This window comes from Aeromonas sp. QDB56, assembly GCF_027705505.1.
GTDB lineage: Bacteria > Pseudomonadota > Gammaproteobacteria > Enterobacterales > Aeromonadaceae > Aeromonas > Aeromonas caviae.
Genome location: NZ_JAPDBZ010000189.1, coordinates 1 through 5,957 on the forward strand (window position 1 = coordinate 1; position 5,957 = coordinate 5,957).

Annotated in this window: 9 protein-coding genes; all 9 read right to left on the bottom strand. The window is 55.4% G+C overall.

Features of this window, described 5'->3' with window-relative positions:
- Positions 1 to 125, bottom strand: a 125-nt coding sequence (locus tag OKB81_RS19020; RefSeq protein ID WP_234887766.1) for a GTP-binding protein, incomplete at its 3' end; no start/stop codon positions are given.
- Between the two features lie 54 nt (positions 126 to 179).
- Entirely contained in the window at positions 180 to 2,285 is a 2,106-nt protein-coding gene (fusA, locus tag OKB81_RS19025; protein ID WP_010675948.1) for an elongation factor G, read from the bottom strand.
- Between the two features lie 75 nt (positions 2,286 to 2,360).
- Positions 2,361 to 2,831: a 30S ribosomal protein S7 gene (gene rpsG / locus OKB81_RS19030; protein WP_010675949.1), complete on the bottom strand. Its 471-nt coding sequence runs from the start codon at positions 2,829 to 2,831 to the stop codon at positions 2,361 to 2,363.
- Positions 2,832 to 2,924: 93 nt separating this feature from the next.
- Positions 2,925 to 3,299 carry a 30S ribosomal protein S12 gene (gene rpsL / locus OKB81_RS19035; RefSeq protein ID WP_005306278.1) on the bottom strand — a complete coding sequence of 125 codons (375 nt, stop codon included), beginning with the start codon at positions 3,297 to 3,299 and terminating at the stop codon, positions 2,925 to 2,927.
- Between the two features lie 181 nt (positions 3,300 to 3,480).
- Positions 3,481 to 3,759: a sulfurtransferase complex subunit TusB gene (tusB, locus tag OKB81_RS19040; protein ID WP_043153905.1), complete on the bottom strand. Its 279-nt coding sequence runs from the start codon at positions 3,757 to 3,759 to the stop codon at positions 3,481 to 3,483.
- A gap of 7 nt (positions 3,760 to 3,766) precedes the next feature.
- Entirely contained in the window at positions 3,767 to 4,123 is a 357-nt protein-coding gene (gene tusC / locus OKB81_RS19045; protein ID WP_029314860.1) for a sulfurtransferase complex subunit TusC, read from the bottom strand.
- Positions 4,124 to 4,132: 9 nt separating this feature from the next.
- Positions 4,133 to 4,525: a sulfurtransferase complex subunit TusD gene (gene tusD, locus OKB81_RS19050; protein ID WP_010675952.1), complete on the bottom strand. Its 393-nt coding sequence runs from the start codon at positions 4,523 to 4,525 to the stop codon at positions 4,133 to 4,135.
- An 86-nt stretch (positions 4,526 to 4,611) separates the two neighbouring features.
- A complete protein-coding gene (locus OKB81_RS19055; RefSeq protein WP_010675953.1) occupies positions 4,612 to 4,992 on the bottom strand; it encodes a RidA family protein in 381 nt (126 codons plus the stop codon).
- Positions 4,993 to 5,018: 26 nt separating this feature from the next.
- Positions 5,019 to 5,735, bottom strand: a complete 717-nt coding sequence (locus OKB81_RS19060; RefSeq protein ID WP_010675954.1) for a helix-turn-helix transcriptional regulator — start codon at positions 5,733 to 5,735, stop codon at positions 5,019 to 5,021.
- Between the last annotated feature and the right edge of the window lie 222 nt (positions 5,736 to 5,957).

Below are 5,957 nucleotides of genomic sequence, written 5' to 3' on the forward strand. Positions count from 1 at the left end.
CCACCGAAGTGCTTGGCCAGCACGTTGGTGATGGCGGCGGTCAGGGTGGTTTTACCGTGGTCAACGTGGCCGATGGTGCCGACGTTTACGTGCGGTTTATTACGCTCAAATTTTTCTTTAGACACGACGTAGTCCTTCTAGGTTAAACCCGCCTACCGTCGTAGGCGGGGAATCTTAAATTACTTGGATTTGCGCTCTTCGATCACGGCCTGGGCGACGTTGGTCGGGGCATCGTGATACTTGGCGAATTCCATGGCGTAGGAAGCACGACCCTGGGTAGCAGAACGCAGGGAGGTGGCGTAACCGAACATTTCGGCCAGCGGCACCAGCGCACGTACGATCTTGCCGGACGGGCCATCTTCCATGCCTTCGATCAGGCCGCGACGACGGTTCAGGTCACCGATCACGTCGCCCATGTAGTCTTCCGGAGTCTCGACTTCGACCTTCATGATCGGTTCGAGCAGTACCGGGTTGGCCTTCATGAAGCCAGCCTTGAACGCCAGAGAAGCAGCGATCTTGAACGCCAGTTCGGAAGAGTCGACATCGTGGTAGGAACCGAAGTGCAGACGCACACCCAGATCCATTACCGGATAGCCTGCCAGCGGGCCGGACTTCAGCTGCTCGCGGATACCCTTGTCAACACCCGGGATGAATTCGCCCGGAATCACGCCACCCTTGATGTCGTTGACGAATTCGTAGGCTTTGCCTTCTTCCAGCGGGTACATGTCGATAACGACGTGACCGTACTGACCACGACCACCGGACTGCTTGGCATGCTTGCCTTCGATGTCCTTGACGGTGTTGCGGATGGTTTCACGGTAGGCAACCTGCGGCTTACCTACGTTGGCTTCTACCTTGAACTCGCGACGCATACGGTCAACGATGATGTCCAGGTGCAGCTCACCCATACCGGCGATGATGGTTTGGCCAGATTCTTCGTCGGTCCATACGCGGAAGGACGGATCTTCCTGAGCCAGACGGCCCAGAGCCAGGCCCATCTTCTCCTGGTCAGCCTTGGATTTCGGCTCAACGGCGATGGAGATTACCGGCTCCGGGAATTCCATACGCTCCAGGATGATCGGTGCGCTTTCGTCACACAGGGTATCACCGGTGGTGACGTCCTTCAGGCCGATGGCAGCAGCGATGTCGCCTGCGCGAACTTCTTTGATCTCTTCACGCTTGTTGGCATGCATCTGAACGATACGGCCGAAACGCTCGCGCTTCTCTTTAACGGAGTTCAGCACGGAGTCACCGGAGTTGACCACACCGGAGTAAACACGGAAGAAGGTCAGGTTGCCCACGAACGGGTCGGTAGCAATCTTGAATGCCAGAGCAGAGAACGGCTCGTCATCGGAAGCGTGACGCTCGTCCTTGGTCTCGCCATCCAGCTTCAGACCGTCGATAGCAGCAACGTCGGTCGGAGCCGGCAGGTACTCGACCACGGCATCCAGCATGGCCTGTACGCCCTTGTTCTTGAACGCGGAGCCACAGGTAACCAGGATGATTTCGTTGTTCAGAACACGCTGACGCAGAGCTTTCTTGATCTCTTCTTCAGTCAGTTCTTCACCACCCAGGTATTTTTCCATCAGGTCTTCAGACGCTTCAGCAGCGGCTTCAACCAGGTTCATGCGCATTTCTTGCGCCTGTTCCAGCAGCTCGGCCGGGACGTCTTCGTAGTCGAAGGATACGCCCTGGTCAGCTTCGCTCCAGTTGATGGCTTTCATCTTGACCAGGTCGATAACGCCCTTGAAGTTCTCTTCGGAACCGATGTTCAGTTGCAGAGGAACCGGGTTACCTTTCAGACGGGTCTTGATGTGCTCAACGCAGCGCAGGAAGTTAGCACCGGTACGGTCCATCTTGTTGACGAACGCGATACGGGGAACCTTGTACTTGTTAGCCTGACGCCATACGGTTTCAGACTGGGGCTGTACGCCACCTACGGCACAGTACACCATCACGGCGCCATCCAGAACACGCATGGAACGCTCTACTTCGATAGTAAAGTCAACGTGGCCCGGGGTATCGATGATGTTGATACGGTGCGGTTGGAACTGTTTACCCATACCGGACCAGAAAGCGGTGGTCGCGGCGGAGGTGATGGTGATACCACGCTCTTGTTCCTGTTCCATCCAGTCCATGGTGGCGGCGCCATCGTGAACTTCACCGATCTTGTGACTTACACCGGTGTAAAACAGAACGCGCTCGGTAGTAGTAGTCTTACCGGCGTCGATGTGAGCGGAGATACCGATATTACGATAACGCTCAATGGGGGTTGTACGAGCCATTGTCATCCTCTTACTAGGGCGCTTGTCCCCAGATAATTAAAGGTGCGCAGAGTCATAAGACCCTGCGCAAGCGGATTACCAGCGGAAGTGAGCGAAGGCCTTGTTCGCTTCAGCCATACGGTGAACGTCTTCACGTTTCTTGACAGACGAACCCTTATTGTCAGCGGCATCCAGCAGCTCGCCAGCCAAACGCTGAGCCATTGATTTTTCACCACGTTTACGAGCGGCATCAACCAACCAGCGCATTGCCAGAGCATTGCGACGTACCGGACGAACTTCTACCGGCACCTGATAGGTTGCACCACCGACGCGACGAGATTTAACCTCGACCGCCGGACGAATGTTGTCCAGAGCGACTTCGAACAGGGCCAAGTGCTCTTTGCCAGATTTGGTGGCAATGATGTCCAGGGCGCCATAAACGATGGCTTCTGCAACAGATTTCTTACCGTCAACCATTACTACGTTGACAAATTTAGCCAGCAGCTCAGATCCGAACTTGGGATCCGGCAGGATTTTACGCTGACCAACAACACGACGTCTTGGCATTTCAAATTCTCCGTAACTTCAGGGGTTACCCAAAACTAGAAAGTTATCTAACTAGAAACGAATTAACGTTTGGCCTTACTTAACGGAGAACCATTAAGCTTTCGGACGCTTCACGCCGTACTTGGAGCGAGCCTGCTTACGGTCTTTAACACCGGCACAGTCCAACGCACCACGAACGGTGTGATAACGAACACCTGGCAAGTCTTTTACACGACCGCCACGGATCAGAACAACAGAGTGCTCTTGCAGGTTGTGACCTTCACCACCGATGTAGGAGGTGACTTCGAAGCCGTTGGTCAGACGTACACGGCATACTTTACGCAGTGCAGAGTTAGGCTTCTTCGGGGTGGTGGTGTATACACGGGTGCATACGCCACGCTTCTGAGGGCACGCTTCCAGCGCCGGCACGTTGCTTTTCACAACGAGCTTGATGCGTGGCTTGCGAACCAACTGGTTAATAGTTGCCATCAAAAGGCTCCTGATAATGACTTCATAAACGTGTGAAAAATCCTCCCCGCAGATACGGGGACGCGAAATTTTATGCCCTGTTGTCTAGGGAGTCAAGATTTATACAATTTGCACACCGAAATGGCAAATGACAGTCGAATGACATTATGCTAAGCAACTGAGATAAAAAGGAAAACCAAGTCTAACCGCCCCAGGTCTGCGGTGATCCGTGCTCGGCGATCAACCTGATCAAACCCGGCATATCGAGTTCCATCCCGATCCCGGATGACAAGCCTCTCGCTTGCAGGTCTTCCTTCATGACGTACAGGGGGACGTCTGCCAAGCGCTCGCACCACCCGGGGGCAGCCGCCGCCATCACGGCATCCTGCATCAACACCACCAGATCCCCTTCCATGCGGTAACGCAACGCCAACTCGAGATCCTGGCTCATGAAGGGAGAGTTCAATATCAGCTGTATCACGGGCACCTCAGAAGCAGATGTGGGTGGTGAAACCCGCCCAGCTACGGCGAATTTCCGCAGGAGAGAGCGGAATCACTGGGATTAGCAGATCCGCCGCCGTCAGTCCTCGCTCAGCCAGTGACACCGCACAGACATAGATCTCTTCGATGTCATACAGTTCCAGCATCTTGAAGGTCGGGGCGTAGTGACGCTGCAATATGGCGTGTGGTGATTGCTCCCTCACCAGTTGCATCACGCCATCCCCCACCAGAAAGAGTGCCAAGGACTCCGTCAATGCAGAGGTGGCCAGCAGAGCATCCAGCCCCTCCCGACCACTCGCCGAACCATGGGGACCACGCCGTGAGATAAACGCTATTCTGGTCATTTTGTCCCCCTAGAACTGAACGAAGCGATCAGCGGTCAGTGCGGCTTCCGCCAACTGACCGAGCCCGCTCAGGCAGAATGGCGCTTCCAGATTGAAATGCTCCCGTCCCATTCCCTTGGCCTCCTGCTCATCCAGCACGCCACGGCGCATGGCCGCAGCCACACACACATCGATGCGGATACCCTGCTGGATGGCCAACTCGCGCCACAATGCCACCAGGTCGGTCTCATCGCTGGCTGGCGCATGGAGGCCATTGGCATTGCACACCCCCTCCTGATAGAAGAAGAGGTGGGACAAGCGGTGTCCCTGCTCGACCAGACTCAGGGCAAAACGATAGGCCGTGCTGGCCGTCTGGGTGCCATAGGCGGGCCCGGTGACCAGCAGAGCAAAATTCAGACTCATGATCGCACTCCTGCACAGCGGTGCATCCATTCTACCTCACAGACGCAAAAGCCCCTCCTGGGAGGGGCTTTTCCAATGAAACAGGCTCAGACGTAGGCGATGGCTTCGACTTCGACCAGCACATCCTTGGGCAGACGAGCGACCTCCACGCAGGAACGTGCCGGAGCGGATTCGCCAAAGTAGCGGGCATACACCTGGTTGAAGGCCACGAAGTTGTTCATGTCACTCAGGAAGCAGGTGGTCTTCAGCACCTTGCTGGTATCGGCCCCTGCGGCTTTCAAGACGGCAACCAGATTCTTCATCACCTGCTCTGCCTGAGCCTCGATGCCACCGGCAACGATGTCCATGGTGGCCGGATCGAGCGGGATCTGCCCGGAGGTAAAGACCAGCTCACCCAGCTTGGTAGCCTGGACATAAGGGCCAATTGCGGCAGGCGCCTTGTCGGTTGCAATCACTTCTTTAGCCATTGTTATCTATCCCCTATCTATGGCGCTTACTCGCTCTCTTCTTCACCCTGCTTGCGCTGTCGGATGTAGAGATACACGGTATGTTTGGAAATATTCAGCTTGTCGGCGACCAGGTTGATCGAATCCTTGATATCAAATATGCCCTTCTCGAACAACTGGGTCACGATAAAACGGTTCTTGGCATTGTTGGCCACGGAGGGATCACGATTGATCTCGTCGATGGTGTTGTCCACCGTCTGGGCAACCAGCTCTTCGACGCTGTTGGCGAAGGTCTCCGGTGATTGCCGCTCCACCTGCTGTGGTGTCGGGAAGAATTCGGCCACGAACTCGTGGAAAGGCGCATTGATGTGCAAATTGATGCAGATAAGGCCGATCACCTGCTTGTCGCGGTTACGGATGGCGATGGTGCTCGACTTCATCAAGGCACCGGTCCGACTGCGGGCAAAATAACTCTGGGTGTGATCCTGACCCGTGCTCTCGATGTCCTTGAGCATCCGCAGGGCGAGATCGGTGATCGGCGCCCCCAGAGTTCGACCCGTATTGAAACCATTCGCGATTTGGATCACGGACTCATGCAGATTTTCCAGGGAGTGGAGCACCACCTCGCAGTGCTTGCCGAACAGATCGGCCAGGCCTTCGATAAGGCCCCCATATGAACGCAACAGCTCCCTGTCTTCGTCTGTAAAAGCGCGACCGCTCAGTTGCTCTTCGGGAAGCAGTACTTCCTCGATACCGACAGCCATGTTCTACCCCTGTAATACCCATTCAACTTTCCCGAGTTTTCAGTTGCGACGGGGCAATGTCAACTTTTTTTGATTTTTTGCTCTATAACCTTGCACTGGATCATCCCCCTGCCCCAGCCCAGTGCACGCTGGGCGCCGGATGGGAAATAAAAAAGGTTCTTCGCGGGATCTTGGGGAAGTGGAAGTTGACAGACAGGGTGCTGGTAAACTGGCTGTCTCCAA